Raw genomic sequence first — 25735 nt, 5'->3', positions numbered from 1 at the left:
ATCAATGACCCAACACAACAACATTTACCGAGCGTTATGTGCAAGTGTGTTGATGTGTTGGGGGCATAGTCTCTCAGCCGCACCAATCACCCATTCTTCAGGGTGGTCGAATGAAGACTCCAAGTCTGGTAATGCTGAAGTCCCAATTGAATCTATTCAACAATTTGTACAGATTTACGGCATCGTCAAAGATAACTATGTCGATAAAAAGTCGGATGATGCTCTATTCCAACAGTCCATTAAGGGCTTAGTCAGTGGTCTAGATCGTTACTCCCGTTATTTATCTGCAGAAGAATATCGTCAACTGATTCAGTATACAGAGGGTGATTTAGCTTCTGTCGATTTCAATTTAAATTATGATGCACATTCGAAAACGTGGCAAATTCAGGATCTGAAGTCTGGTTCGGATTCGAGTAAGCTGGGTTTACGCAATGGACAAGTTATTCTGAAAGTGGATAACCAAGAACTCAAAAGCTTAAATCAAGACCAAGTACAAGGTCTACTGTATGGCTCGATTGGAAGTACTGTCCAAATACAAACAGAGAATAATAGTACGACCATTTTGGTGAGAAACAAGAAAGTCGAAACTGATATTGAACCAGTATTGTTGCACAATCAGGTATTGGTGCTGAAAATACGTGTTTTTCAGCAAGATACGGCGAATGAGATTAAACGTTTGATTGAAGAATATAGTTCGACCAAACTTAAGGCCGTGGTATTCGATTTACGTAATAATCCAGGGGGCTTGCTTTCAGCCTCGGTCGAAGCGGCTGACCTATTTTTAAATCAGGGTTTAATTGTCACGACTAAAAGCCGTTCTGAAGGTGACCAGCAATTCCAAGCACTTCCTTCTAATGAATTTCAAAATATGAAATTAGGCATTTTAATCAACCGTCGTTCTGCTTCTGCTGCTGAAGTCTTTACAGCGGCATTAAAAGAGCATAAGCGTGCATGGGTGGTAGGCGAAAATAGTTATGGCAAAGGGGTGGTTCAAAAGTTGTTCCCCTTACCAAGTGGCGCTGCATTGCAGATGACGGTATCACACTATTACACTCCAAATGGCAATATGATTGAAGGTCAAGGCATTCAGCCAAATCAGACTTATGCTTTGTCTGCCGAGATGAAAGAAGATAATTATCTTGAACATGTCACAGATCTGGTTTTGAAAAGTAGATATTAAAAAAAGCCCCTCAGTTGAGGGGCTTTTTTTAATATTGATTATTCATCATCTTCAGTATCTAAACCGAACTTCTTCAATCGATAACGTAACGAACGGAAGGTCATTCCCAACTTCTTTGCCGCCAACGTTCGATTCCAATGTGTGAGATTCAGTGCATTCAGAAGAATTTCTTTTTCAATATTCTCTAAATAACGCTCCAAACCTTCAGGTGGAAGCTTCTTTGAACTCATGTTTGGGCTTGCAGAATATTGCGGTGTTTCAACTTCTTCAGCCGTCGTATTGGAAAGTGAAGGTGCTGGGCTTGCCAATGAACTACGTAAAGGTGCCGTTTGGAGATGTGCCAAATCAATATTGTCATCGTCACTCAGCGTAATCGCACGTTCAATAATATTGCGTAATTCACGCACATTACCTGGGAAATATTGCTGTAATAAGAACTGCTCTGCACGTGAAGACAACGATTTCGCAGTTAGATCCCATTCTTGACTAATCTTTTGAATAAAGTGATTCGCCAATAACAAAATATCCTGTCCACGTTCACGTAAAGGCGGCAGTACGATATCCATCACATGAATACGGAAGAACAAATCTTGACGGAAACGACCTTGCTGTACCAACAGTTCCAAGTCTTGGTGACTAGCACTAATCACACGAAAATCCACATCAATCTCTTGATCTGAACCAACGGGGCGAATTTTCTTTTCTTGTACGGCACGCAGCAATTTGACTTGCATATTTAAAGGTAGTTCGGCAATTTCATCCAAGAACAAACTACCGCCGTGTGCAGACAGAATTAAGCCTTGCTTGTCCTGAGTTGCACCAGTAAAGCTGCCTTTTTTATGTCCGAATAGCTCACTTTCCATCAATTCAGTAGGAATCGCACCACAGTTAATCGCAATAAAAGGACCTTCGCTGCGATTACTTAAACGATGGACCAGATTCGCAACCACTTCTTTGCCTGTTCCTGATTCGCCTGTAATGAATACTGGGGCTTGGGAACGTGCAATTTTCTTTAAGGCGATGCGGAGCTGTTGAATGGGTGCAGAACGTCCAATTAACAGCTTGTTTTCTAAGGCTGTTTCTGCAGCCTCTTGTTCAGGCTGTGGACGGTTTAATGCTTTCTGAATCAATTGATCCAAATGCATCTGGTTGACAGGCTTACTGACAAAATCAAATGCGCCTGCTTTTAAGGCTGAAATGGCAATATCCATATTGCCGTAGGCAGTCAGTACCGCAATAGGCGTATTGGGATAGTTCTGTGTCACGTGTTTGACCAGATCCAAACCATTGCCATCTGGAAGATTTAAATCTGTTAAGCAAGCATCGTACTGGAATTCAGTAAAGAACTTTTTTGCCTGTTCGACCCGATAGGCGAGATGTGTTTTGATACCCATACGCGCCAGCGTCATCTGCATTAAAAGACATAAATCTTCTTCGTCGTCTACCAATAAGACGAGTGGTTGTTTTGTTGCCATTTCCCCGAGAAACCTAATCTATAAATCAATGAATTTTTGAGCATTCAATCCTGAAGCATGCTCCTTGTTGTCGCTCTATATAAGTGAGCTTTGCATGATTTGCCTCACAAAACGTATGAGACAAATACAATCCTAAACCAGTTCCTTTAATTTCGGTACTAAAAAATGGTTTGAACAGTTGAGAAATATCTCGTTTTGAGACACCCGTCCCAAAATCGATGACATCAATGCAAGTTCGACCATCTTTTTCGTGCACCTCGACTTCTATATAAGGCGCGTCAGTTGCATTATGTCGCAGTGCATTCCGAATTAAATTAATCAGCACTTGGCGTAATTGTTTTTCATCAAATAAGATGTTGGTTTGCTCTGTGAGTTTAATTTGAATTTGTTGTTTCGCATCTGCAAGATCTTCATTGAGTAAACTTTCAAAGAAGGAGCTCAGATCAATTTCTTGTGGTTCTGTAGGTTTATTTCGTGCCATTGCTAAGGTGTCTTGCACGATACTATCAATCCGCTTGGCTTGTTTGCTAATCATGCGCGACAGCATTTCTTGTTGATGGGTATCACTGTCTTTGAATAATTCATTGGCCTGTACAATAGCAGCCAAAGGATTGCGAATTTCATGGGCAATACTGGCTGACAGCTGACCAAGTGCAGCGAGTTTCAATTGCTGAACTTGCTGAGTCAGTTTCTGTGCGTCTTTTAGGATCAATAATACTAAGGCTTGTTCAGGAACAATTAGATGCTTAACCCGAACATTGATAGTGTATGAACTTTGCTGTGATTCAAAACTGAATTCTTCGCCATCCTCTAAGTCACTAAACTGAACCAGTTCAAATAAGTCGGGTTGTAATTTGATCAGTGGCGTTTTTTCCAAGGAAATCGGTAAATGGATACCTAATAGCGCATTGGCTGCAGGATTGGTTAAGACGATATGGTTACTTTCATCCAGTACTAAATAGCCATCTTCGATTTGTTCTAAGATATAGCGGTTAATATTCTGTAGTTGATGGATTTCAATGGATTGATGAAAAGTTAAGGTTTCTAGAATTTTAAAACGCTGTACTGCAATACGACCAATGGCATGAACTACAAAAAATAAAAACGCCAGAAAAACGCTATTTCCGAGGTGATTTAAATTATTGGCCTCAAAAAAGTCACCTAAAAAACGTTGGTAAACCACCATAATGACAGCAAATAAAGTAATAATCAGCGACAGGTGAGCGTTTAATAAGATCGCAGAAGAAAAAATAATAATGACGTAAAGCAAGCTGAGTTGCAGATTTGGGCCACCCGCAGAGAAGGTGATTAAGCTTAGGCAAATGACATCAATCAGAAAGATAAAAATCAACTGCTTGGAGATTTGTATCGGAACAAGCTGTAATAAAAACAGTTGAAAAATGTTGAATGCAATATAGCAAATCAAGGTATAAAAATATAAGAAGGGATAAATATAGTTGTTGGAAAGTTGTTCAGCAGTGAGTAAATAAATTAACAACAGGCTAATCGAAATGATCAGCCGATAGCCGCTATACCAAACCCCAAGCCGATAGACAGTTTGTGAGACTGACGACGCAATTTTCCCTAACATAGGCGCTTACTGTTATTTTAAGGTTTAATGAGTCCATAACGAATCGCAAGATGGGTGAGTTTGACATCACTATCAATGCTCAATTTTTCAAAAATACGATAACGATAGGTATTTACAGTTTTGACGCTTACGAATAATTTGTCAGCGATTTCTTGGGCACTAATACAATTCACCACCATCATGGCAACTTGCATCTCACGTTCTGATAGCGCATCAAAAGGAGATTGTTGCGTATCCGAAAGATAGGAGCTGGCCAATTGTTCAGCAATATCTGCACTAAAGTATTTTCCGCCTTGCATGACTTTGTTAATAGCACGAACCATTTCAGAAATCGGTGCGCCTTTGGTGATATAGCCTTTCGCTCCTGCTTTTAATAGCAGTGAAGGATAGGGTTCTTCAGCAAGACCACTAACAGCAATCACTTTTGTTTCAGGTGCGCTTTGTAATAAACGGCGAGTGGTTTCTACCCCACCAATACCAGGCATATTCACATCTAACAACACCACTTGAGGGTGTTTCTGGCGAACTAACGCAATGGCTTCTTCACCTGATTCAGCTTGCCCAATGACCTCTACATCGGGGTGGTCTTCCAACATACGACAAATTCCTGTGCGTACGAGTTCATGATCATCAACAACGAGAACAGTGATCAAGAAGACCTCCTTTTTTCAAAAAAACTGGTTTTTTGTTACATAAAGCAAAATTAGCTTGCAATGAAACGACAAAATTAGCAATCCTATTCTTCGTTTTTAGCGAATAGTTGTACACAATTGTGTCTATAAAAGCTTTACCCGATTTGTTTAAATGTAAGGCATAATGGTATTAAGCGCAAATGTGCAGCGTCCTGAGTTGAGTATTGTGTCGTGAAAAATTCTAAAAAATCTATCATGCATGTTTTAAGCATGTCTATCTTGTTGGCCTGGAGCACAACAAGTTTTGCTGAACTGGTTGTGAATAACAATCCAGCTTCTTCGCGTGTAAGTGGTTCAGCTTCGATGAATTGGTCTGCAACTGATGCAAGCCAGTTGATGGAAGATGATGAACCATTAGAAATTGGTCCACAAGGTTCAACCTCTGTTACCACAACATTGCGTAATGGTGGTTCGGCAACAATTACTTCTTCAAGTACGCCGCAACAGTCAGGGCAGATTCGAGATACCTTTGGGTATAGTAGTCAACCCTCTGTCAATGCACGTGCTGCTTTGGTGATGGACGCGCAAACCGGCGAGGTGCTGTACAGTAAAAACAGTAATATGTCGGTACCCATTGCGTCGATTACTAAGCTGATGACTGCTGTCGTCACGGCAGATGCACGTTTAAACATGTCAGAAGAAATTACCTTAGAGTCGATTGATTTTGCAGGCGCAGGCGGTAAGAACTCAAGTTCAACCCTACGTGCAGGCGATACCATGAATCGAGCAGAAGCACTTTTGTTTGCATTAATGAAGTCTGAGAATCCAGCTGCGGCTGCATTAGCACGTACCTATCCAGGTGGTCGTCCTGCATTTATTGCGGCAATGAATGCAAAAGCGAGACAATTGGGTATGACGTCTACGCGTTATGCTGAATCTACAGGTTTAGATCCACACAATGTTTCTTCAGCACGTGATTTGGGTATTCTAGTCAGTACAGCTTCACAATATGGCTTGATTCGTCAATTTTCGACTACACCAACCTATGACTTCAATTTAGGTTACCGTGTGCTGAAATCCAATAATACCAATGCCTTGGTACGTAATGGTGGCTGGAATATTAACTTGTCAAAAACAGGTTATATCAATGAAGCAGGTCGTTGTGTGGTGATGCATACGACTGTGAATTCACGCCCAGCGGTTGTGGTGTTATTAGGCGCACCAAGTTCACAAGCACGTAATAGTGATGCAACGAATTTATTAAGCTGGTTAAGTACTTTACCAAAACGCGTTTAGTTCTTTTAAGTCAAAAAACTCCTCTTTATGGGGAGTTTTTTTATGCCTGAATAATGCGACACAACTTGTCTTATTTTAATAAATTGTGTTCGTTTTTTAAACAGAAATCGGCTAATGTGTGCATACAACAAAAAATGATGACATACCGTTATGAATGCGATGCAACATGCACGGATTTCTGCAAAACGCTGGGGTGGGGAACCCGAAGACTACTATGAATTACATGCGTTTATAGACAGTACCAAAAGCCTATGTAGTGATGCACGACACCGAATTTTACATACCTTGTGGGGCATAAATTCTATTGTAGTTCCTGTGTTTGGGCATAGCCTTCAAAATAGTGCAGGCAAATCGATTGATATTAAAGATTTGTGTGAGCGTGATCATCTATTGGTGGATTACCAACAACGTTTTATTCTGACACTTAATGATTTTGTAAATGCGATAAACCCAAGACAATTGCCTCAAAACTTTGAGAGGCATCTAGAAGCATTGCATCATTATTATGTGCAGGACAAAACACTTTCACAATTAATGTTATCGCCTTTAGCACTCACTGGGAAATTGCATTCGCTGTTGCTCACCCATAACAGTTGGTTTATCTATGATATTTTGCCAAGGATTGGGCAACTGCCTAAGTTAGACAATATTGTGTATAGCCCCGCTGATTTTTTTAATGCCATGCATTTTGAATTATGGATGGATAATGGCATGGCAATTCCTGCAAGTGCTCAAGCATTACATCAAATAAAACAAACAACTCAATCATAAATGAATTAAGGGGAACAACATGACGACTTATGTGATTCGTGCCAAATACTTTGGTTATAACGATGAAGTCTTTTATGTGGCAGGCAATCGTATTGCCAATGTTTTTGAGGATAAAGTCCAAGCCGAAGCTGCATATAAAAAGCTTGAAATTGATGGGGCGCGAGATTTTGCCCTGTATGAAGTGGAATCGCTTTTTGATGCAGATGAAGTTCTGTTAAAACAACTGGATAATTTTGTGTTTTCACGTTGCGGCGAGCATGTCTGTGAAAATGGGGATATTTCAGATGATGTGTTACCTGAAAGCTTAAGCGATGAAGATACCTTTGAATTTATTCAATTGGCAGGAATGCAAAAATTTCAACTGGTACAGTTTGAACATGAGGCTCGGTTTTATGCACTTTGGTCAGTCAAAAAACAGAAATGGGTGGAACAACATGATGAGTTTTTTGCCAGTTTAGCGTATGCAGATCAACCTGAACAATTAAAAACGAATGTCGGAACTATTTTTGCAGATTATGACTATGGTGATATTCAGCTTAAAGGCTCAATTGATGAGTTGTCTGATCAACCTATGCTCTTACAGGCAATGATCACAGCGCAATCGGGTTTGAAATACGATCAGAAAAGCCAAATTTTAACGATTATGCAGGGTTGGGAGGAAGAAGCTTTATATGCGGTTAATCCTTTACTCAAACAACCATTATTTGAAATCAAAGAAATTGAGCTTGAAGAAATTCAGAGGATTGAAAAAGAATTAGCTGCACAATATAGCTATGATGATTACGAATAACTTTTTCTTTCTATGATTAGTAATAAAAAACCAGTTGCAGGCAACTGGTTTTTTATTGAAGAGCTTATACTTACATATTTGAAAGAATCGAATCTTTCACTTGATCCATAGTCGCATCAATCGACAACATCACGGCATCAGCACATTGCTTGATTGCAGTGTCAGGATCCTTTAAGCCATTGCCTGTCACTGTACATACAATCACAGAACCTTCAGCAATTTTACCCGCTTTAAGATCACGGATTGCACCACCAATTGATGCTGCTGAAGCTGGTTCAACAAAGACACCTTCATACATTGAAAGCAAACGTTGCGCTTCGAGGATTTCAGCATCAGTGAGTTCATCAAACCAACCTTTAGAATCACGTACCACAGCTTTGGCATGGTTCCAGCTTTGTGGATTACCAATACGAATCGCTGTTGCAACAGTTTCTGGGTTCTCTACTGGCGCACCGCGTAAGAATGGCGCAGCACCAGAAGCTTGATAACCGACCATTGTTGGTAAGCCTTCTGGTTTAGGACCAGTGAATTGATCTGTTGCAGCATCATAAATCACTTGCTCAAACTGATCTGCAGGTTGGTTTGCAACCGCTTCGGTATAACCCATCCAGTGTGCTGTGATGTTACCAGCATTACCGACGGGTAAGCAGTGATAATCAGGAGCACGGCCCAATGCTTCTACGATTTCATAAGCAATGGTTTTTTGACCTTGTAAACGGTATGGGTTGATTGAGTTTACAATCGTTACAGGTGCTTGATCTGCAACTTCTTTGACCAAACGCATACCGTCATCGAAGTTACCACGGATTTGCATAGTGATCGCGCCGTACATCATTGCTTGCGCCATTTTACCCATGGCAATTTTGCCTTCTGGGATTAATACGAACGCTTTGATGCCTGCACGTGCTGCATAAGCTGCTGCCGCTGCAGAAGTATTGCCTGTAGAGGCACAGATAATCGCTTTAGAGCCTTCTTCAACTGCCTTGGTCACCGCCATGGTCATACCACGGTCTTTAAATGAACCTGTTGGATTCAGACCTTCGTATTTCACATAGATTTCGACGTTTTTGCCAATAATACGTGGAATATTCTCTAGTTTAATCAGTGGAGTATTACCTTCACCTAAAGAAATTGCGCGTGTAGTTGCAGACACAGGTAAACGGTCACGATAACGATCTACAAGACCAGTATAACGATTGGCATTCGACATGATGGTGTTCCAATATAAGGTAGAGAAAAAATCCCGCTCAACAAGCTCCCTTTCAAAAGAGAGCCGTTCCATTCTTGAGTGAAGAAGGGTGAGGGGATTTAAACTGATTAACTATCGAGCGATTCTAAACGAATTCTTACGATTTCGCCACGAATTGCAGGTAATGCTTGAATTTGTGCTAGTGCTTCATCCATTTTTGATTCAACGATTGGATCCGTTAAAATCACGATTGGAATCAAGTCTTTTAAGCGTGATTGCTGCATGATGGCATCAATACTGATTCCAGCACGACTTAGAATCGTAGTGACATCAGCCAATACGCCAGTTTGGTCTTCAGCATTGAGACGGATGTAGTAACCTGTCGTCATTTCTTCACGGCTCAAGATTGGCACGTTAGTCAATGCTTCAAAAGCAAGCTGAGGAATGGTACCTGCGCCATCTTCGGTATATGAAATATCACGAACGATATCAATCACGTCAGCAACCACAGCAGAAGCGGTTGGACCTGCACCTGCGCCAGCGCCGTAATATAAAGTAGGACCAACTGCATTGGCCTGTACCAAGACTGCATTTTTAACGCCATTGACGTTAGCAATCAATTCTTCAGCAGGAATTAAAGTTGGATGTACACGTAATTCAATGCCTTTGTCTGCGCGACGTGCGATACCTAAGTGCTTGATACGGAAACCAAGTTCTTCTGCATATTTCACATCTTGAGCAGTAATTTTGCTGATGCCTTCGGTATAGACCTTATTAAATTGTAATGGAATACCAAAAGCACATGACGCCAAAATCGTTAGCTTATGTGCAGCATCAATGCCTTCAACATCAAAGGTTGGGTCAGCTTCGGCATAACCAAGTTCTTGCGCTTCTTTTAAAACGTCTTCAAAGGCACGGCCTTTTTCACGCATTTCAGTCAGAATGAAGTTGCCTGTACCATTAATGATGCCTGCAAGCCATTCGATATGGTTCGCTGCAAGACCTTCACGGATCACTTTAATGATTGGGATACCACCCGCAACGGCGGCTTCATAGGCAATCTGAACAGCATTGTCTTCAGCTGCTTTAAACAGTTCATTGCCATGTTCAGCCAGTAAAGCTTTGTTTGCAGTCACAACCTGTTTGCCATGCTTAATGGCTTCCATGATGACTTCATAAGCAGGATGAATACCACCCATGACTTCGACCACCATATCAACATCTGGTTGACGGACGATCTCCATCAAGTCATCGCTTTGTTTAATGCCTTCGAGTTGTAAATCTGGACGTGGACGGCGTGTGCCTACGTGTGTAATTTGAATTTCTCGACCGGTACGGCGTTTAATTTCCGCAGCATTTTCTTGTAGTAATTTAAGGGCTCCACCACCTACAGTACCAAGACCGAGTATCGCCAGACGAACTGGTTTCACGTCACACTCCATTATATTCAATCATTTTAATGAAGCTTGATCATAGCTAAAAAAATGCGCAGACACTAGGGTCTGTTGTCACTTTATAAATGAATTGCGTTGAAGGCTGAAAATCCATCAGACAAGGTATGAAACGTAGGGAATGGCATTCCCTTGCCAAGTTTCATAACGACGTATGAGGGAGTTTTAGCCACAACCCTGTGGGACAGGGAGATTTTTGACGCTTCTGCGTTATGTCTTGTTTATTTAGAATGACTAAATTTCACAATCCATGCCTTGTATCGCCTAAAAATCTCCTCTGTCGCAATCATAGATAAAGTGGTAACAGACCCTACTTCGATCATCTTTAATCTGTCGCCCGAGTCTTTGCTCATCTGTCGTGTAGTTTGAACTTATTTGTTTAAGCGTTGCACGATTTCTTCTGGGGTCATGTAACCACCTAAATATTCGCCATCGACGTTATAAATGGCAGGTGTACCATTCACGCCCATATTTAAACCCAGTTGATATTGGTCACGAACAGGGTTTTTACATTCGGCAGCAGAGACGGGTAAACCTTTCGCAGCTTGATCGAAAGCAGCTTTGCGATCTTGGCTACACCAGATTGCCTGCATGGTTGGCATGAACTGTTCACCACGTGGCCATGCGATGTAACGAACTTCAATCCCTTTGGCATTAATTTCAGCAAGATGTTCATGTAGTTTATGGCAATAAGGGCAGCTTGAATCCGTAAATACATAGATCACATGTTTGGCTTTGCCGCCTTGCGCTGGATACACGATTAAGTCTTCAGTTTTGAGTGAAGCTAAATGTTTCTTATTTTCGGTTGCTTGTAGAGCGTCACTGACATTGTGCAGCTGTTTATCACCTAAACGAACCACATCACCTTGAATGATGTATTGACCATCCGCAGTGGCATAGACTGAACCCATCCCTTCCAGACTCACCCAATATAGATTAGGCACTTCAGTTTTTTTGATGGTAATAATTTTAGCGTTAATATTGGCTGTTTTGAAATTCTTCTCTAAGGTCGAGACTAAACGCTGTTGCGCATTGCGTTCATTCAATGTTGATGCTTCACCTGTCGCCGGTGCACTTGCTGTGAGCGCATCTTGTTTTTGTGCTGAGTTTTCTTTTGAGCAAGCACTGACTAATAATGTTGATGCTAATATACAAGCAATTACAAGCTGAGACCGAGTAAACAACATATAGAACCTTTTTTGTACGAATTCATTTGTATAAGGGGCCTAGCATAACAAAAAAAATGAATCACTTCGTTAAATCTTGCATAGGCTCTGTGAACAGAGTCAAGTTTTAGCTGAATCCTAGATAAAAGGTGGTTTTAGCCCCGTGGATGGTATTTACCATGCAATTCCTGCATCCGCTGTTGCGCGACATGGGTATAAATTTGCGTAGTAGATAGATCACTATGTCCAAGTAGCATTTGTACCACGCGTAAGTCTGCGCCGTGATTGAGTAGATGAGTCGCGAAAGCATGGCGTAAGGTATGGGGGGATAACTCCGCTTGAATATTGGCTTGTAGGGCATAACGCTTAATCGCATACCAAAAATTCTGTCGACTCATAATGCCGCCATGTTGAGTGAGAAACAGATAATCGGTACTGCTCTTATACAATTGTGGGCGTGATTCAGCTAAATATTTTTCAATCCAATCACAGGCAAATTGACCAAGGGGGACGAGACGTTCTTTATTGCCCTTACCCGTGATTCGAACAAAGCCCTGTTTTAAATTAATCAGTTCTAAACGTAAATTCAGTAATTCTGAAACACGCAGACCACAGGCATACAGGACTTCGAACATGGCACGATCACGTAGGCCTAATGCTGTGCTGATGTCAGGTGCATTGATTAAGGCCTCGACATCTTGTTCAGATAAATCCTTGGGTAAGGCTCGTCCAATTTTAGGAGAGTGGTGGGTGGCAACAGGATTATCATCACGGAGCTTTTGTTCTCTTAAGAATTTATAAAACTGTCTGAGTGCGGATAAGCAGCGGGCAATCGAACGAGGGCTTTTCCCTGCTTTGGTGAGGGCGATCAGCACGTCAGCAATGTCATCACTGGACCATTGTGGTAATGCGGCGGTTTGATGTAATTCAGCACATTGAATCAGGTCGGATAAATAGGCATTACGGGTATGTGGGCTCACGGTTTGAGCCACCAGATAATCCCGAAAACCCTGTAAAAAACTCAAATGTTCGGGGATGTTAACCGCAGTAGGAATACGGGGTTTTTTATTCAGCATAAGGCGTTAAACATATTTCTCAGTGAAAGTGGGACATGTATTTTAGGGAGAACGCTACCCTGATTTATTTTTGGTTGAATTGCACTGTAAAAGAAAAATGAATTGTTGTCGATCTGTCACAGAAGCAAATGCCACTGAGATTGGTTTTGGTAATTATTCTCATTTGCTTGTATACTAGCAAAAAAGGGTTAAGGGTTAGAAGCGGTGCGATTGTCAGCATTAAAAGTCAAGCAAACAGCGATGATTACGAAAGTAAATCGCGTGGTCGATGAGACAGAACAGCCAGATTTAGTTGCAGTTCGTTTAGAAAGTTTAGGCTTTGTGCCAGGTACACAAGTACAGGTGATTACCAAAGGCATCTTTGGTGGAGATCCGATTCTAATCCAGCTCGGTTTTACGCGTTTTGCGTTACGAAAAGCGGAAGCGGATAAAATTGAAATTCAACTTGAAGGAGCACCTGCATGAGTGATGCGTTACGTGTTGCCCTTGTGGGAAATCCAAACTGCGGTAAGACATCTTTATTTAATCATTTAACCGGTACACGCCAAAAAGTTGCCAACTATGCGGGTGTGACGGTTGAACGTAAAGTCGGGCACTTTCAGCTTCCGTCAGGGAAGTCTGTGCGTGTTCTGGATTTGCCAGGAACCTATAGTTTACAGGCGACCAGCCCAGACGAAGAAATTACCCGTGATGTCTGCCAAGGCAAGATTGCGGAAGAAGGGCAACAAGATGCCTTCTTGTGTGTGGTCGATGCAACTAACTTAAAGCTACATCTTGGTTTGGTGTTAGAAATTATTGAGTTGGGTCGTCCGATCCTTGTCGTTTTGAACATGATGGATGAAGCGCGTCGTCGTGGTATTCAGATCAATACGCAAAGATTATCAGAGCGTCTTGGTGTGCCTGTTGTTGAAACTGTGGCGGTACGTAATTCAGGTATCGAAAACCTACTGCATGCACTTGATCAAGACAAGTATTCAATTCCACAAACGGAACTGAGCGGCTTGAAGGGTGACCATCATCAGAAAATTGAAGTGATTTTCAAAGATGTGGTGAATTTTGTTGATCAGGAAGATAAACGTACTGATTTTCTGGATAAGATTTTCTTACATCCAGTCCTCGGCTTACTTAGCCTTGCAATCATGATGTTCATTGTATTCCAAGCGGTATTTGCTTGGGCTGCGCCATTTATGGATGGGATTGAAACCTTCTTTGCATGGTTTGGTGAGAAGCTCGGTGAGTATATCTCGCAACCGTTGCTGCATAGTTTGGTTGTTGATGGGATTATCGCGGGTGCGGGTAGTGTGGTTGTGTTCTTGCCACAAATTTTGATTTTATTCTTCTTTATTTTGGTTTTAGAAGAATCAGGTTATTTACCGCGTGCAGCTTTCTTGCTTGATAAATTGATGTTTAAAGCAGGTTTAAGTGGCCGAGCGTTTATTCCGTTACTTTCAAGCTTTGCCTGTGCAGTCCCTGGGATTATGGCAACACGTAGTATCAGTGATCCACGTGATCGTTTTACCACGATCATGGTTGCGCCATTGATGACCTGTTCTGCACGGTTACCTGTTTATGCTTTATTGATTGCTGCCTTTATTCCAAGTCAAACGGTCTGGGGCATTTTCAATCTACAAGGTCTGGTTTTATTTGGTCTATACATGTCAGGGATTGTGAGTGCACTTTGTGTCGCGATCGTGATGAAATTTTTGCAAAAAGATAAGTCACAACATGCACTTTTGCTTGAGCTACCAAGTTACCGTATTCCTGATCTGAGAAGCGTTGGAATTGGCTTATTAGATCGCGGTAAAATCTTCTTAAAACGTGTTGGTGGCATTATCTTTGCCCTGTCGATTTTGCTTTGGTTCTTATGTACGTTCCCACAAGCGCCAGAAGGGGCAACTTTACCTGATATCGATTACAGTTTTGCTGGGATGTTAGGACACTTGCTGCAACCAATTTTTGCACCTGTTGGTTTTAATTGGCAGATTGTGGTTGCGCTTATTCCTGCAATGGCAGCGCGTGAAGTTGTGGTTGCGGCTTTGGGTACGGTCTATGCTTTATCTGGTGCTGATGATGATGCAATCTCTCAGGGGCTTTCTCATTTAATTAGTGCGGATGGCACAGGTTGGTCATTGGCAACAGGTTTATCATTGTTGGTGTGGTTCATCTATGCGCCGCATTGTTTGGCAACCTTAGCAACGGTACGCCGTGAAACAGGTTCATGGAAACATGTTGCTGTGATGACTGCGTATTTATTCGGTTTGGCATATTTAATGTCTTTCTTGACCTACCAAATTGCATCAAGCATTTGGGGTTAAGAAATCCCACCTCGTCTCCCTTTAACAAGGGAGGCAATTATTGGAGAGGCGTTTATGTTTGAGTACTTGATTGTTGCTGTATTGGTACTGTGGAGTGCTGTTGTAGTGTTTAAGAAGGTGTTCCCTCAAACAGCAAGTTCAGCATTTTTGAGTCTGTCAAATCTTTGTCAGCGTTTAGGTTGGCAACGCTTGGCAGTATGGTTAAAACCTAAAATGGCTGTCGGTTGCGGTGGTGGCTGTGGTTGTTCAACTGATGAGGCTGAAACTAAAAAACCAGAAACGATTCAAACGGTCAAATGGCGTTAATCGCAATCTTAAAATTGCCCATCTTAAGGTGGGCATTTTTTTGGAAAAGAAAAATGAATCAGACGGATACGTGGGAAAAGAAATCATTAAGCTTGAGGCACAAATTGGTTTTATCGGGCTTTATACTGGTGATGACATTGCTTTATCTTTCTGCTTTGTCTAAAGGTCTAAATATTTATAAAGAAACCCTCTCTTGGCTTATCTCATGTTCCATCTTGATTTATCTGTGGTTAAGACCCGAATTGATTGAGCTTAAATTCAAGCACTATGTATTTAAATCTGTAGATTGGCTGGGTGCTGTGATCTTGGTTCTATTGGGGATTAGCTTTTTTATACCTGCCTAAGCTTTTACGCACTGACACAAAAAAGATTGAATAAAACCAAAACTGAAAAAGCATTTAAAACAGTAAAGTGCTAACATTTTTGCCATTCTGTAATCTGCAAAAAATGGGGCGAAAATGTTAATACAACGTGGTGGATTAAAAGTTGTGGCTGGCTTGGGTATTTCGGGCGTGTCAGCAGTTAACTTTCTACATGAACAGGGCTACCAAGTTGCAGTAACAGATTCACGAGCAACCCCACCTGGACATGATCAGATTCCAGCAAGTGTTCGTACCAGTTTTGGTCAACTCGATACCGAGCTTTTATTACAAGCAGAAGAAATTATTCTCAGTCCAGGGCTTGCACCTCAACTTCCAGAAATTCAACAGGCCATTGAAAAAGGCATTCCAGTTGTTGGTGATATTCAATTATTACGCCGTGCGACTGAGGTGCCAATTATTGCGATTACAGGATCAAATGCAAAAAGTACCGTGACCACATTAATCGGCTTGATGGCACAAGATGCTGGCAAAAATGTGGCTGTCGGTGGCAATTTAGGTCGCCCTGCATTAGATTTATTAAAAGATAAACCTGATTTGATTATTTTAGAGTTATCGAGTTTTCAACTTGAAACTACGTCACATCTGAATGCAGAGGTGGCTGTGGTGCTGAACATGAGTGAAGATCATCTTGATCGTCATGGTGATATGTTGGGTTACCACAAAGCCAAACATCGTATTTTCCAAGGTGTGAAAAAAGTCGTTTATAACCGTGATGACAATCTAAGCCGTCCATTGGTTCCAGATGTTACCCCAATGCAAAGTTTTGGTCTGAATGCACCTGATTTAAATCAATATGGCGTGTTGCGTGATGCCGATGGCAGCATGTGGTTAGCACGTGGAAGAGAGCGTTTGCTGAGAACATCTGAGATGTACATTCAAGGCATGCATAACGTCGCCAATGCGTTGGCGTGTTTGGCTTTGGGTGAAGCTGTTGGTTTGCCTACAGATTCGATGTTTGAAACGCTTAAGCATTTTAATGGCTTGGAACATCGTTGTGAGTATGTCGAAACGATTGATGGTGTGCGCTATTACAATGATTCTAAAGGTACCAATGTCGGTGCGACGCTAGCTGCAATTGATGGCCTTGGTGCTGCAATTGAAGTGAACAAAGGTAAGTTAGCCTTGATCTTAGGTGGGCAAGGTAAGGGGCAGGATTTCAAGCCTCTCCGTGATGCAATTCAAAAATATGTAAAATCAGTGATTCTCATTGGAGAAGATGCTGCGGTGATTGAACAAGCGATTCAAGGTACAACAGTTATTCAGCATGCAAACAGCCTAAAAGAAGCGGTTGAAATGGCACAAAAAGCAACACAAGCGGAAGATGTTGTTTTACTTTCGCCAGCCTGTGCAAGCTTTGATATGTTTAAAAGCTACAATGATCGTGGGCATCAATTCGTGGCATGTGTAAATGCCTTGAACGAAAAGAAGAACTAGGAACAAGACTATGACTGATTTAGCCCAAAATACGGTGCAAAAGATTTCGCAGTTGCTGAATCGTTTACCCAAGCTTCCAGCAGAAATGACAGCGCGGAATATCCTGATTTTTTGTGTGATTTCTTTACTGTGTTTCGGTTCGGTTATGGTGGCATCTGCTTCGATGCCATATGCAGAATATATCCATGAAAGCCCATTTTATTTCTTGATTCGCCACGGTATTTCGATTGTGGTTGCTGCGGTAGTGGCATTCTTAACCTATCGAATATCATTGAATCTGTGGTTTAAAAATGCCTTTCCTTTGTGGTTAATTACCATTGTATTGTTGCTGGCGGTATTGGTCGTCGGTTCTGAGGTCAATGGTGCACATCGTTGGATTAAGGTCGGTGGTTTCACCTTGCAGCCGACTGAAATTGCCAAAATTGTGATGGCGATTTTTACTGCTGACTATGTGGTGCGTCGTGCCAAAGAGGTTCGAACGCATTGGAAAGGTTTATTGCGTTTAAGTGGCGTCATGGCATTAACGGTCGGTTTCATTGTTGCTGAGCCTGACTTGGGTGCAACCGTCGTTATCGTGTTAATGATGGTGGGTGTATTCTTCTTGGCGGGTGCACCCGCAACGCAGTTCTTGATCATGCTGGGTGCGATCTTTGCAGGTGTCAGTGCGTTGATTATCTTCGAACCATTCCGCTTCCAACGCTTGATTTCATTTACCAACCCTTGGGCGGATCCTTTGGGTGTGGGGTATCAGCTGTCCAATGCTTTGATGGCCTTTGGTCGTGGTGAGTGGTTTGGTACGGGCTTAGGGCACAGTGTACAGAAGCTATCTTACTTACCTGAAGCACATACTGACTTTATGTTGGCGGTATTAGGTGAGGAGTTTGGTTTCTTTGGCGTGTCGATCGTGATGCTGCTGTCGTTTACCATGCTGGCGTGTTGTATCCGTATTGGTCACCGTGCCTTGCAACATAACTACTTACGTGCAGGTTATTTGGCCTACGGGATTAGTATCATCTTCCTGATGCAGATTTTGGTAAATGCAGGCATGAATATGGGCTTGATGCCAACCAAAGGTTTGACTCTGCCTTTCATTAGTTATGGCGGTACATCACTCATGATGTGTGCGGCGATGATTAGCTTGATTCTAAAAATTGATGCGTCAACGCAAGAGTTGAACCCAGTGAAAGAAGAATCTAATTTCTAGTATATGTAAACAAACAAAAAGCCCTGTCGTTATGCAGGGCTTTTTTATTGTTTATAAATAGGTTCCAGTTAAATACTCACCTTTCGGAATCAGATTGACATCCCATTGCTGCACGGCTTGTTGTAGCATAATCCGCGGTTGATTCAGTTCCACCGCAGGTTGGCCTAAAGCCAAGATCGCTTGCTGTAATAGTTTGGGGGCTTGAGCGATATCCAGTGCTTGCGCAAGATTCTGTTTAGACAGTTTCTGCCCTTGATCGTTCATGGCAAGAGGAAGATGCATATAGCTTAAACTTGGATAACCCAGCAAAGAACCTAACCAGATTTGTCGAGCAGTGTTATCGAGTAAGTCTGCACCGCGTACTACATGCGTGATGCCTTGTAGATAATCATCTATCACCACCGCCAATTGATAGCTGATAATGCCATCACGACGCTTTAATACAAAATCACCAAGCTCATGCTGTAAGTCAGAACATTGTCGACCTTGTAAACGGTCTTCAAAACAAATCTGTTGATCAGTAACCTTTAAGCGAATCGCTTGATCAGCAAACTCTAAATTTAAATCGCGGCAAGTTCCTGCATAGATATGATTTGAACCCAGCATTTTACGGGTACATTGGCAGGCATAAATCGCATCGAATTGTTTGAGTTGCTCAAGCGCCTGTTCATAGATTTCGAAACGATCTTTTTGAAAAATAATCTCTGCATCGGGTTCAAATTGAAAGGCATCAATGCAAGAGAGAATGTGTGCTTCGCTATTGGGATAAATGCGAGGGATGTCGGTATCTTCAATCCGAACGAACCATTGGCCGTAGTTGGCTTTGGCATCGCAATAACTTGCAACTGCTGTGAGCAGGGAGCCAAAATGCAATGGGCCGGTTGGCGATGGCGCAAACCGACCCACATATGAGCGGAGATTAAGCAAAGCATCGCTTTGCTTAACTTCATGGCTCAACACGGTTTTCAAAATTAACCGTTATTTTGCTTTTCTTTGATTTCAGCCAAAGTTTTGCAATCGATACATAAAGTCGCAGTTGGGCGAGCTTCTAAACGACGTAAGCCAATCTCGATACCACAAGTTTCACAGAAACCGTAGTCTTCGTTTTGAATTGCTTCGATCGATTGTTCGATTTTACGGATGAGTTTGCGTTCACGGTCACGTGTACGTAATTCAATCGCAAATTCTTCTTCTTGCGTCGCGCGGTCATTGACGTCAGGAAGTGCACTAGATTCGTCTTGCATCGTATTTAAAGTACGATCAACTTCAGACATTAACTCTGCTTTCCATGCATTTAAAATTTGGCGGAAATGCTCAAGTTGTCCTTCAGACATATATTCTTCATTTTTCTTTGGCTGATAAGGCGCAATTCCAAATAAGCTCGCAGTTGTACCGCTTTCTGAAGCTTTTGGTTTGGTTTTGCGTGTACGTTTTACAGCCAATTTTTGATCGTCGATCACTTCTGTCTGTTCGTCCAAGACTTGATTTTGGTTGTCATTCGCCATATAGGGCATTCCTCATCTTACACGTACTATCTATACGCAAAAAATATGGTGATATGCAAGTGTTTTTATAGAAACCTGAGATGGTTTTTCCCATCAAGGGTCGACATCATATAGAGTTTTTGAGCAAGATGGTAGTCATTCCCGTCCAGATTTTGTCTGAAATTGACAATGTAATTTGTAATCAAAAGTTTAATCATATCCTAAAACTTCAGAACTACTCATTCGTTGCGATGTCGGTAAACGATAGACCTGAGTTTCCAGTTCACCATTTGCTTTAAGGCAGATATAGCGGTAACCAGGATGCTCTTCATCGAGCGCAAATTTATCGCTTCTTGGTTTGAATTGGATACAGGTTGAAGGGGTAGATAAAAATTCAACACCTTGCCATGTATTGATCGAATCTTGATGCACATGACCACAGACAATTGCTTTGACATTGGAGAATGGTTGAATTGTTTCCAATAGGTCTGAGGAGTTTTTGAGCTTATGTTGGTCAATCCATGCTGATTGCATCGCAAAAGGATGATGGTGACAAGCAATAAGCACATGACGATCATGTTGTTGTGCAAGTAATTGGGTGAGTTGCTGCAATTGTGCGTCAGCAATTTTTCCATCAATACGTTTTGGTTGTGCGCTATTTAATAAAATAATGCACCATTGACCCAGCTCAATCACAGTTGGCTGAGTTGGATCAGTCTCATGAAATGGAAAATGCGCCGCATCATCATGGTTGCCTGGCGTATGGAAAAAGGGAATCCCCACGCTTTGCATATGTTGTACATAGCGTTTATAGGGGTCGTCTCAGGAAACGGAAAATATAGCACGCTAAGGTTTTTCAATTGCGCGCAATGGCCTAAATTTTCCACCACCTATCTTGGCTTTGCTTCGCCATAGATAATCCCCAGTTAAATTGATGTGCTCCCACCCCAGCGGTGACAGATATTGCAGCAAGGTATCATCGACTGTGCGACCATGCCCTCGTAGGGCGTTAGTCGCTCTCTCTAAATAAACCGTGTTCCACAATACAATGGCGGCGGTCACTAGATTCAAGCCACTGGCTCGATAACGCTGTTGCTCAAAGCTTCGATCTCGAATCTCACCCAATCGATAAAAGAAAACGGCGCGCGCTAATGCATTACGGGCTTCACCTTTATTTAATCCAGCTTGAACCCGACGGCGTAGTTCTACGCTTTGCAACCAATCCAAGATAAACAGTGTGCGCTCAATACGCCCCAGCTCTCGTAATGCCAATGCCAAACCATTCTGTCGTGGATAACTACCGAGTTTACGTAGCATTAGCGACGCTGTGACAGTCCCTTGCTTGATTGATGCGGCCAGACGCAAAATATCGTCCCAATGAGTACGAATCTGTTTGATATTCAGTGTGCCGCCAATCATGGGTTTAAGTGCGGCATAGTCTATGTCTGACTTTGGAATATAGAGTTTCGTATCGCCCAGATCACGAATTCGTGGTGCAAATCGAAACCCTAGCATGTGCATGAGTGCAAAAACATGGTCGGTGAATCCAGCCGTATCGGTGTAGTGTTCCTCGATGCGTAAATCAGACTCGTGATACAGCAGCCCATCAAGAACATAGGTTGAATCACGAACGCCCACATTGATCAGCTTACTGCTAAATGGTGCGTATTGATCAGAAATGTGTGTATAAAATAACCTTCCAGGCTCTGCGCCATATTTTGGATTGATATGTCCTGTACTTTCAGCTCTGCCACCTGCGCGGAAGCGTTGGCCATCTGATGAGGAGGTAGTGCCATCTCCCCAGTTTTCAGCGAAAGGTTGTTTCAATTGAGCATTCACCAATTCGGCCAATGCCGTTGAATAAGTTTCATCACGGATATGCCAAGCCTGTAGCCATGAGAGTTTGGCATAAGTTGTACCAGGACATGATTCGGCCATTTTCGTCAGCCCTAAATTAATTGCATCAGCCAGTATGGTCGTGAGCAATAACGCTTTATCCTTCGCAGTGTCATCCGTTTTCAAATGAGTGAAGTGTCGAGTAAAGCCTGTCCATTCATCGACCTCCATTAATAATTCGGTGATCTTGATATGTGGTAACAGCATTGCTGTTTGGTCAATTAAAGTTTGGGCTGTATCAGGAGCCACGGCATCGAGAGGTGTTATTTTTAGACCAGATTGATTGATCATCGCATCAGGCAAATCGTTGGTCGCTGCCATGCGATTAATGATTGCTAATTTCTGCTCCAATAGTGAAAGGCGACTTTGCAAATATAGATCACAATCAGTAGTAATGGTTAGAGGTAACTCATTGGACTGTTTTAGCTGATTAAATTTATCAGCAGTCACTAAATACTCATCGAAGTCTTTGAATTGGCGAGAGCCTTGTACCCAGAGATCCCCAGCCCGTAGCGAGTTTTTAAGTTCAGATAACACACATATTTCGTAATAGCGGCGATCAATACCATCATCGGTAAAGACTAGTCTTGCCCACCGTTTTTTGATAAACGCTATTGGAGCATTAGAGGGGATTTTTCGTGTATTATCAACATTCATGCTGCGGAGCAACTCTACAGCGGCAAGCATATCTTTTGCTGCTGGGGCAGCACGCAATTTAAGTATGGCAAGAAGTTCTGGCGCGTAACGGCGTAAAGTTGCATAGCTCTCGCCAATTCGTGGTAAAAAATCAAAGTCTTCGGGTTGCGCCAGTTTTTCTGCCTCAGTAATACTTGCTGCAAAAGCATCCCATGAAATAACAGTTTCGATGGCGGCAAACGGATCACTGCCATTTTGCTTGGCATCTAGCAAGGCTTTCCCGATAAGCCCATACAAACGCACTTTGTCGTTGATCGCTTTACCTGATGATTGAAATTGTTGCTGGTGTTTATTTTTTGCGATAGCAAATAGCTTTCCAATAATGCGATCATGCAGGTCAATAATTTCGTCGGTGATCGTGGCCATACTCTCCACAACGATTGCTACCAAAGTGGCATATCGACGTTGAGATTCAAATCTGGCCAAATCAGCAGGAGTCATTTGCCCACCTTCGCGAGCAATTTTCAGTAAGCGATTTTGATGAACGTGTTTTCCAATGTCTTCAGGTAGATCGATGGCTTGTAAGCACTTCAGCCGCTCAATGTGCTCAAGCATGTACTTTGAGTTTGGTTTAGCTGGTGACTGTCTAAGCCACCCCAATATTGTCAGTTTGCTGCCCTCTTTACGGTTCAGCAAAGCATCTATATTTTGACGATGAGTTTCTGAAAGTGAGCTCGTCAAAGCAGTATAAATTATGCGGTTGGCAGATGTGATTGCTTCTGCGCAAATACTATCAATTGCATTTATAGCTGGCAAAAGGACTGATTTTTGTCGTAAATTTTCAACGAGAGTTGTGGCTAAAATAAGACCTTTATCTGTCTGAAGGGACAAATCCACCATCATATTGACCGATTGCCGATAGTCACTCAAGGTGAATAGTTTGAACCCAAAAACTTTTTTCAATTCGGCAATATGTTCTCGTCTTGTTTGCTCGCGCTGACCATAATCATTCCAGCAGTCCACTGATATACTAAGTTGAGCAGCCATCATGAAAAGTAAGGGTTTGAATGGTTCGTCGTTAATACCCAATATCACTCCAGGGTAACGCATGTAGCAAAGTTGAATTGCAAAGCCTAGCTTGTTGGATGCCCCTCGATGTTGATGGACTATGGATTTATCAGAATCACTCAGAGTGTAATGCTGAAGCATAAAAGCTCTATCATCTGGAATTTCGAACAGGCTTCCCAATTCCGTGGACGACAAAATAGAATGGCGCGGCATGGCTCATTAGTCCCAAATAAACTAAACTATTAAAGGTACATTATTTTGTACCGCCACGCTTAGCTTTGCGCTGCAATTTCGCAAGGAGGTTCAATTGGGACAGAATGCGGCCATTTATTGCCGAGTATCAACGAACGATCAGTCCTGCGAACGACAGGAATATGACCTACGTGCCTACGCCAATCGTTGCGGCTACGATGTTGTCGGTGTTTGGAAAGAAACTGCATCAGGCAGTAAGGATGAGAGATTGCAAAGAAAATACTTGATGACCATGGCGCAATCTCGTGAAATCGATGCCATCTTGGTGACGGAATTGACACGCTGGGGCAGAAGCACCGTGGATCTCGTACAGTCATTACAAGATCTTGGGCATTTCGGGGTATCTCTGGTGGCACAAACAGGTTTGCAGTTTGACCTTTCCACATCTCAGGGAAAGCTCATGGCTTCTGTGATGTCTGCATTAGCAGAGTTTGAGGGAGATTTACTACGTGAACGTGTGCGCTCTGGTGTAGCAGCGGCACAAGCGCGGGGCGTTGTGTTTGGTCGTCGTCCTGGTCAACGTACCAAGTCAGATCGTCTGGCACCTAAAGTGTTGGAGTTGGTGTCTGCTGGACACTCTTATCGACAAGTCGGTCGGCTGGTCAATCTAAGCAAAAATACCGTGTTGGATATCGTTAAAAGAAGTCGGAGTGAAAATCCTTAGCGTGCTATATTTTCCGTTTCCTGAGACGACCCCTTATTTAAAACTGGCTAAAGAAAAAGGAGCTGTTGGGAACTTAAAGTAGAGGTGGTACTCATGATGGTTACTAAAACCATAGTATTTTTAATAATAAACTTATAAAACAATATATTACAAATTTATATGATGCGTATCATACGCATCATATAAAAATCGTCATATTTTGATATAATTGATCCAATCAACCCTCTGATAGGTTTCATTTAAATTTCATGAGTCTTACAGAAATTAAAGTTCGCCAAGCTCATTGCAAGGAAAAAACTTGTTTTTTATCCGATGAAGATGGACTTAGCCTGAAGATTGAGCCGAGTGGAAGAAAATCTTGGTGCTATCGCTATACAGATCCACAAACAAAAAAACGTCGCCGCATTCAGTTAGGACTTTATCCTGAATTATCACTGAAAAAAGCACGACAAGTCAGAGATGACTTTAAAGACAATAATTTTTGTTTTGAACATGATACTGTTTCTAATGTCATCACCTTTCGTAAGGTAGGGGAGGAGTGGCTGCAGTTCAAACTGAAGAATTCATTTAATGATTTACCCCGCTGCGGTGTACTACAGTTAGCAGAAAGATGTTTACAGCAAGATATTTATCCAGACCTTCAGGATTTACCTTTTCAAAATATCAAGCGCTATGACCTGGTTTCAGTAATTAAAAAAATAGAGGGACGCCAAGTAAAAGAACCTGTCAAAAAAGCTTGTAGTTATTTGAACCAAATTTATGACTACGCTGTAGCGATGGGTTATTGTGAGTTCAACATCGCTCATGGTTTAAATAAAATCACCATTAACAGCAAAATCAAGAAAAATTATCCGTATTTGAAAGCGGAGGATATATCTGATTTTAAGAATAAATTACAAAAATTGGATGCCCATCCCATTATTAAAAAAGCATTGATGTTCAAATTGCATACTGGCGTACGAGGAGCTGAATTATTATTATCTGAGCCCCATCATTTTGATTTAAAAGATAAAATTTGGAGAATACCAGCCTTACATATTAAACAGTTTCGACGAAAAGTCATATTAGGCCATGAGATTCCAGATTTTTTAGTTCCACTTTCAAATCAGGCTTTAGAGATTTTAAAAGACGTCATGCAGTGGTCATACGGTGAAAAATACCTTTTTGCTAGCCCACGCAAATACAATCAACCGATTCATTTTAATACTCTAAATATGGCCATACGTAAGATGGGGTATGGCAAACATCAATTATCTTCTCATGGATTACGTTCTACTTTTAGTACCATTTTGAATGACTCAGGTTTGTTCCAAGATAATTGGATTGAGGCACAACTTTCACATATTGATAAGAACCGTACCCGTGCCAGCTATAATCACGCTGACTATTTAGCTCAACGGACTGAAATGATGCAGTGGTGGGGTGATTATTTAAGTACTACTAAGTGAAAATCGTACTTTTATACATAAACTTAAA

Annotated in this window: 23 protein-coding genes and 1 pseudogene; 13 read left to right on the top strand and 11 right to left on the bottom strand. The window is 41.9% G+C overall.

The genetic code is table 11. The annotated features are described in order from the left end of the window. Positions 1-4 precede the first annotated feature (4 nt). Positions 5-1180 carry a S41 family peptidase gene (locus F896_RS00380; RefSeq protein ID WP_004802146.1) on the top strand — a complete coding sequence of 392 codons (1176 nt, stop codon included), beginning with the start codon at positions 5-7 and terminating at the stop codon, positions 1178-1180. Between the two features lie 38 nt (positions 1181-1218). On the opposite strand, the gene F896_RS00385 is transcribed toward F896_RS00380, so the two are convergent. The 3 genes from F896_RS00385 to F896_RS00395 are packed head-to-tail and all read right to left on the bottom strand — an operon-like array spanning position 1219 to position 4899. Beyond that, the gene (locus F896_RS00385) at positions 1219-2655 is read right to left on the bottom strand and encodes a sigma-54-dependent transcriptional regulator (RefSeq protein WP_016165207.1); all 1437 of its coding nucleotides are present in this window, start codon (positions 2653-2655) and stop codon (positions 1219-1221) included. Positions 2656-2680: 25 nt separating this feature from the next. Further along, complete coding sequence (locus tag F896_RS00390) at positions 2681-4246, bottom strand: sensor histidine kinase (RefSeq protein WP_016165206.1); 1566 nt, start codon at positions 4244-4246, stop codon at positions 2681-2683. 17 nt (positions 4247-4263) lie between these two features. Continuing rightward, on the bottom strand, positions 4264-4899 hold the full coding sequence (locus F896_RS00395) for a response regulator transcription factor GacA (RefSeq protein ID WP_004802154.1): 636 nt from the start codon (positions 4897-4899) through the stop codon (positions 4264-4266). Between the two features lie 210 nt (positions 4900-5109). Between F896_RS00395 and pbpG the strand changes: the two genes are divergently transcribed. The 3 genes from pbpG to F896_RS00410 all read left to right on the top strand — a co-directional run bounded on the left by pbpG (position 5110) and on the right by F896_RS00410 (position 7735). Continuing rightward, positions 5110-6174: a D-alanyl-D-alanine endopeptidase PBP7/8 gene (pbpG, locus tag F896_RS00400; RefSeq protein WP_155765797.1), complete on the top strand. Its 1065-nt coding sequence runs from the start codon at positions 5110-5112 to the stop codon at positions 6172-6174. A 150-nt stretch (positions 6175-6324) separates the two neighbouring features. Further along, the gene (locus F896_RS00405) at positions 6325-6945 is read left to right on the top strand and encodes a DUF6915 family protein (RefSeq protein WP_016165204.1); all 621 of its coding nucleotides are present in this window, start codon (positions 6325-6327) and stop codon (positions 6943-6945) included. Between the two features lie 19 nt (positions 6946-6964). Further along, positions 6965-7735 (top strand): hypothetical protein, encoded by a 771-nt coding sequence (locus tag F896_RS00410; protein WP_016165203.1) that lies wholly within the window; start codon positions 6965-6967, stop codon positions 7733-7735. Between the two features lie 70 nt (positions 7736-7805). Here F896_RS00410 and thrC read toward each other — a convergent pair whose 3' ends face one another. The 4 genes from thrC to xerD all read right to left on the bottom strand — a co-directional run bounded on the left by thrC (position 7806) and on the right by xerD (position 12617). Then, a complete protein-coding gene (gene thrC / locus F896_RS00415; protein ID WP_004802157.1) occupies positions 7806-8945 on the bottom strand; it encodes a threonine synthase in 1140 nt (379 codons plus the stop codon). Positions 8946-9052: 107 nt separating this feature from the next. Beyond that, on the bottom strand, positions 9053-10354 hold the full coding sequence (locus F896_RS00420) for a homoserine dehydrogenase (protein WP_004802159.1): 1302 nt from the start codon (positions 10352-10354) through the stop codon (positions 9053-9055). 392 nt (positions 10355-10746) lie between these two features. Next, positions 10747-11562: a DsbC family protein gene (locus F896_RS00425; RefSeq protein ID WP_016165202.1), complete on the bottom strand. Its 816-nt coding sequence runs from the start codon at positions 11560-11562 to the stop codon at positions 10747-10749. Between the two features lie 134 nt (positions 11563-11696). Next, entirely contained in the window at positions 11697-12617 is a 921-nt protein-coding gene (xerD, locus tag F896_RS00430) for a site-specific tyrosine recombinase XerD (protein ID WP_016165201.1), read from the bottom strand. Between the two features lie 204 nt (positions 12618-12821). On the opposite strand from xerD, the gene F896_RS00435 reads away from it, so the two are divergent. The 7 genes from F896_RS00435 (at position 12822) to ftsW (ending at position 18259) form a co-directional block, all read left to right on the top strand. Next, positions 12822-13082 carry a FeoA family protein gene (locus F896_RS00435; protein WP_004656347.1) on the top strand — a complete coding sequence of 87 codons (261 nt, stop codon included), beginning with the start codon at positions 12822-12824 and terminating at the stop codon, positions 13080-13082. After that, positions 13079-14932, top strand: a complete 1854-nt coding sequence (feoB, locus tag F896_RS00440; RefSeq protein WP_016165200.1) for a ferrous iron transporter B — start codon at positions 13079-13081, stop codon at positions 14930-14932. Before F896_RS00435 ends, feoB begins: the two co-directional genes overlap by 4 nt. A 54-nt stretch (positions 14933-14986) precedes the next feature. Further along, entirely contained in the window at positions 14987-15238 is a 252-nt protein-coding gene (locus F896_RS00445; RefSeq protein WP_016165199.1) for a DUF6587 family protein, read from the top strand. A gap of 40 nt (positions 15239-15278) precedes the next feature. Further along, complete coding sequence (locus F896_RS21370) at positions 15279-15401, top strand: hypothetical protein (protein ID WP_265596760.1); 123 nt, start codon at positions 15279-15281, stop codon at positions 15399-15401. Beyond that, the gene (locus F896_RS21320) at positions 15343-15582 is read left to right on the top strand and encodes a hypothetical protein (RefSeq protein WP_016165198.1); all 240 of its coding nucleotides are present in this window, start codon (positions 15343-15345) and stop codon (positions 15580-15582) included. The genes F896_RS21370 and F896_RS21320 overlap by 59 nt, the downstream gene beginning before the upstream one ends. Before the next feature lie 114 nt (positions 15583-15696). Next, on the top strand, positions 15697-17055 hold the full coding sequence (gene murD / locus F896_RS00455) for a UDP-N-acetylmuramoyl-L-alanine--D-glutamate ligase (protein ID WP_016165197.1): 1359 nt from the start codon (positions 15697-15699) through the stop codon (positions 17053-17055). A gap of 10 nt (positions 17056-17065) precedes the next feature. Next, entirely contained in the window at positions 17066-18259 is a 1194-nt protein-coding gene (gene ftsW, locus F896_RS00460) for a putative lipid II flippase FtsW (protein ID WP_016165196.1), read from the top strand. A gap of 51 nt (positions 18260-18310) precedes the next feature. Here the strand turns inward: ftsW and gluQRS are convergent, their stop codons facing one another. From gluQRS to F896_RS00480, 4 genes and pseudogenes are all read right to left on the bottom strand, one after another. Beyond that, complete coding sequence (gene gluQRS / locus F896_RS00465; protein ID WP_016165195.1) at positions 18311-19219, bottom strand: tRNA glutamyl-Q(34) synthetase GluQRS; 909 nt, start codon at positions 19217-19219, stop codon at positions 18311-18313. A gap of 11 nt (positions 19220-19230) precedes the next feature. Then, a complete protein-coding gene (gene dksA / locus F896_RS00470) occupies positions 19231-19764 on the bottom strand; it encodes an RNA polymerase-binding protein DksA (protein ID WP_004802178.1) in 534 nt (177 codons plus the stop codon). Between the two features lie 189 nt (positions 19765-19953). Further along, positions 19954-20556 (bottom strand): annotated as a pseudogene (locus tag F896_RS00475) (metallophosphoesterase); the annotation flags it as partial. A 33-nt stretch (positions 20557-20589) separates the two neighbouring features. Next, complete coding sequence (locus F896_RS00480; RefSeq protein ID WP_004726714.1) at positions 20590-23556, bottom strand: Tn3-like element ISAcsp1 family transposase; 2967 nt, start codon at positions 23554-23556, stop codon at positions 20590-20592. Positions 23557-23650: 94 nt separating this feature from the next. Here F896_RS00480 and F896_RS00485 point away from each other — a divergent pair, with 94 nt between their 5' ends. Both F896_RS00485 and F896_RS00490 read left to right on the top strand, forming a co-directional pair. After that, complete coding sequence (locus F896_RS00485; RefSeq protein WP_004726718.1) at positions 23651-24259, top strand: recombinase family protein; 609 nt, start codon at positions 23651-23653, stop codon at positions 24257-24259. A 248-nt stretch (positions 24260-24507) separates the two neighbouring features. Next, positions 24508-25707, top strand: a complete 1200-nt coding sequence (locus tag F896_RS00490) for a tyrosine-type recombinase/integrase (protein ID WP_016165193.1) — start codon at positions 24508-24510, stop codon at positions 25705-25707. Positions 25708-25735 lie beyond the last annotated feature (28 nt).

The sequence above is a fragment of the Acinetobacter genomosp. 15BJ genome, assembly GCF_000400715.1.
Lineage (GTDB): Bacteria > Pseudomonadota > Gammaproteobacteria > Pseudomonadales > Moraxellaceae > Acinetobacter.
The sequence above is the reverse complement of the archived record's forward strand: the minus strand, read 5'-3'. Positions and strand labels throughout refer to the sequence as shown.

Coding starts and splice junctions, on each gene's coding strand:
- feoB (WP_016165200.1), top strand. CDS start 13,079: ATGAGTGATGCGTTACGTGTTGCCCTTGTGGGAAATCCAAACTGCGGT.
- F896_RS00480 (WP_004726714.1), bottom strand. CDS start 23,556: ATGCCGCGCCATTCTATTTTGTCGTCCACGGAATTGGGAAGCCTGTTC.
- F896_RS00380 (WP_004802146.1), top strand. CDS start 5: ATGACCCAACACAACAACATTTACCGAGCGTTATGTGCAAGTGTGTTG.
- F896_RS00410 (WP_016165203.1), top strand. CDS start 6,965: ATGACGACTTATGTGATTCGTGCCAAATACTTTGGTTATAACGATGAA.
- F896_RS00405 (WP_016165204.1), top strand. CDS start 6,325: ATGAATGCGATGCAACATGCACGGATTTCTGCAAAACGCTGGGGTGGG.
- dksA (WP_004802178.1), bottom strand. CDS start 19,764: ATGGCGAATGACAACCAAAATCAAGTCTTGGACGAACAGACAGAAGTG.
- F896_RS00385 (WP_016165207.1), bottom strand. CDS start 2,655: ATGGCAACAAAACAACCACTCGTCTTATTGGTAGACGACGAAGAAGAT.
- ftsW (WP_016165196.1), top strand. CDS start 17,066: ATGACTGATTTAGCCCAAAATACGGTGCAAAAGATTTCGCAGTTGCTG.
- F896_RS00425 (WP_016165202.1), bottom strand. CDS start 11,562: ATGTTGTTTACTCGGTCTCAGCTTGTAATTGCTTGTATATTAGCATCA.
- F896_RS00490 (WP_016165193.1), top strand. CDS start 24,508: ATGAGTCTTACAGAAATTAAAGTTCGCCAAGCTCATTGCAAGGAAAAA.
- F896_RS00445 (WP_016165199.1), top strand. CDS start 14,987: ATGTTTGAGTACTTGATTGTTGCTGTATTGGTACTGTGGAGTGCTGTT.
- F896_RS00390 (WP_016165206.1), bottom strand. CDS start 4,246: ATGTTAGGGAAAATTGCGTCGTCAGTCTCACAAACTGTCTATCGGCTT.
- thrC (WP_004802157.1), bottom strand. CDS start 8,945: ATGTCGAATGCCAATCGTTATACTGGTCTTGTAGATCGTTATCGTGAC.
- murD (WP_016165197.1), top strand. CDS start 15,697: ATGTTAATACAACGTGGTGGATTAAAAGTTGTGGCTGGCTTGGGTATT.
- xerD (WP_016165201.1), bottom strand. CDS start 12,617: ATGCTGAATAAAAAACCCCGTATTCCTACTGCGGTTAACATCCCCGAA.